The following is a 1600-nucleotide window of genomic DNA, read 5'->3' as shown; positions in this document are numbered from 1 at the left end:
CCCGGTCCACCCGGCCGCCGACCTGCGGCTGGGGCTGACCCACTCGCCGGAGCCGCGGGTGCTGGACCGCTTCGCCGCCGACGGCTACCAACTGGTGCTGGCCGGTCACACCCACGGCGGGCAGATCTGCCTGCCGTTCTACGGGGCGCTGACCACCAACTCGGGCCTGGACCGGGCCCGGGTCAAAGGCGCGTCGCGGTGGGGTGCCGACATGGCGTTGCACGTCTCGGCCGGGATCGGCACCTCCCCGTTCGCGCCGCTGCGGTTCTGCTGCCGGCCGGAGGCGACGCTGCTGACCCTGGTGGCTGCGCCGACCGGCGGCGCCGACGCGCGCAGCAGCCTCGACCGCTCGCAGCCCCCCGTATCGGCGCATTGACCGGGCCGACCCGGGTCGCCATCCACGGCCGTCCGCGACGCTGGACCGACAACGCCATCCGGCTGATCGAAGCCGACGCACGGCGCAGCGCCGACACCCATCTGCTGCGCTACCCACTGCCGTCGGCGTGGAGCGGCGAGGTGGACATCGCGCTGTACCTCAAGGACGAGACCACCCACATCACCGGCAGCCTCAAGCACCGGCTGGCCCGGTCGCTGTTCCTGTACGGGATCTGCAACGGGTGGATCGAGGAGAACACCACGGTGGTCGAGGCATCGTCGGGCTCCACCGCGGTCTCCGAGGCGTACTTCGCCGCACTGCTCGACCTGCCGTTCGTCGCGGTGATGCCCACCTCTACCAGCACCGCCAAGGTGGCGCTGATCGAGGCCCAGGGCGGCCGCTGCCACTTCGTGCGGCACTCGGCCGACGTCTACGCCGAGGCGGAGCGGATCGCCGCCGAGACCGGCGGACACTACCTGGACCAGTTCACCAACGCCGAACGGGCCACCGACTGGCGCGGCAACAACAACATCGCCGAGTCGATCTATCAGCAGCTGCGCGACGAGACCCACCCGGTCCCGGAATGGATCGTGGTCGGCGCGGGCACCGGAGGCACCAGCGCGACGATCGGCCGGTACATCCGCTACCGGCGGCATGCCACCCGGCTCTGCGTCGTCGACCCGGAGAACTCCGCGTTCTTCCCGGCCTACGAGCAGTGCCGCTACGACACGGTGGTGGCCGGTTCGTCGCGGATCGAGGGGATCGGCCGGCCGCGGGTGGAGCCGTCGTTTCTGCCGGAGGTGGTGGACCGGATGGTGGCGGTGCCCGACGCGGCGTCGGTGGCCGCCGCCCGGCACGTCAGCACGGTGCTGGGCCGGCGGGTGGGCGCGTCCACCGGCACCAACGTCTGGGGCGCGTTCGGCCTGCTGGCCGAGCTGGTCGCCGACGGGCGCAGCGGCTCGGTGGTCACCCTGCTCACCGACGGCGGCGAACGCTACGGCGACACTTACTTCTGCGACGACTGGGTGGCCCAGCAGGGGCTGGACCTCGCCGGACCGACGGCGGCGCTGGCCGAGTTCGAGCGGTCCTGCCGCTGGGAGTAAGCGCCGTTTGGCTTCGCCGCGCGGCGGTGCGATACGCTGTCGTGGCTTCACGCGGGGTGTGGCGCAGCTTGGTAGCGTGCTTCGTTCGGGACGAAGAGGTCGCAGGTTCAAATCCTGTCAC

General features: G+C 71.8%; 2 protein-coding genes. Both read left to right on the top strand.

Features of this window, described 5'->3' with window-relative positions; translation table 11 throughout:
• A partial coding sequence (locus AC2VNT_RS06525) for a metallophosphoesterase (protein WP_486946077.1) occupies positions 1-376 on the top strand: 376 nt, incomplete at its 5' end.
• Positions 373-1479: an L-cysteine desulfhydrase Cds1 gene (cds1, locus tag AC2VNT_RS06520; RefSeq protein WP_486946076.1), complete on the top strand. Its 1107-nt coding sequence runs from the start codon at positions 373-375 to the stop codon at positions 1477-1479. The genes AC2VNT_RS06525 and cds1, both read left to right, overlap by 4 nt.
• Positions 1480-1600: the final 121 nt, after the last annotated feature.

The sequence above is a fragment of the Mycobacterium sp. TH-M15 genome (assembly GCF_057473705.1).
This window is presented reverse-complemented; position numbering and strand designations above follow the sequence as displayed.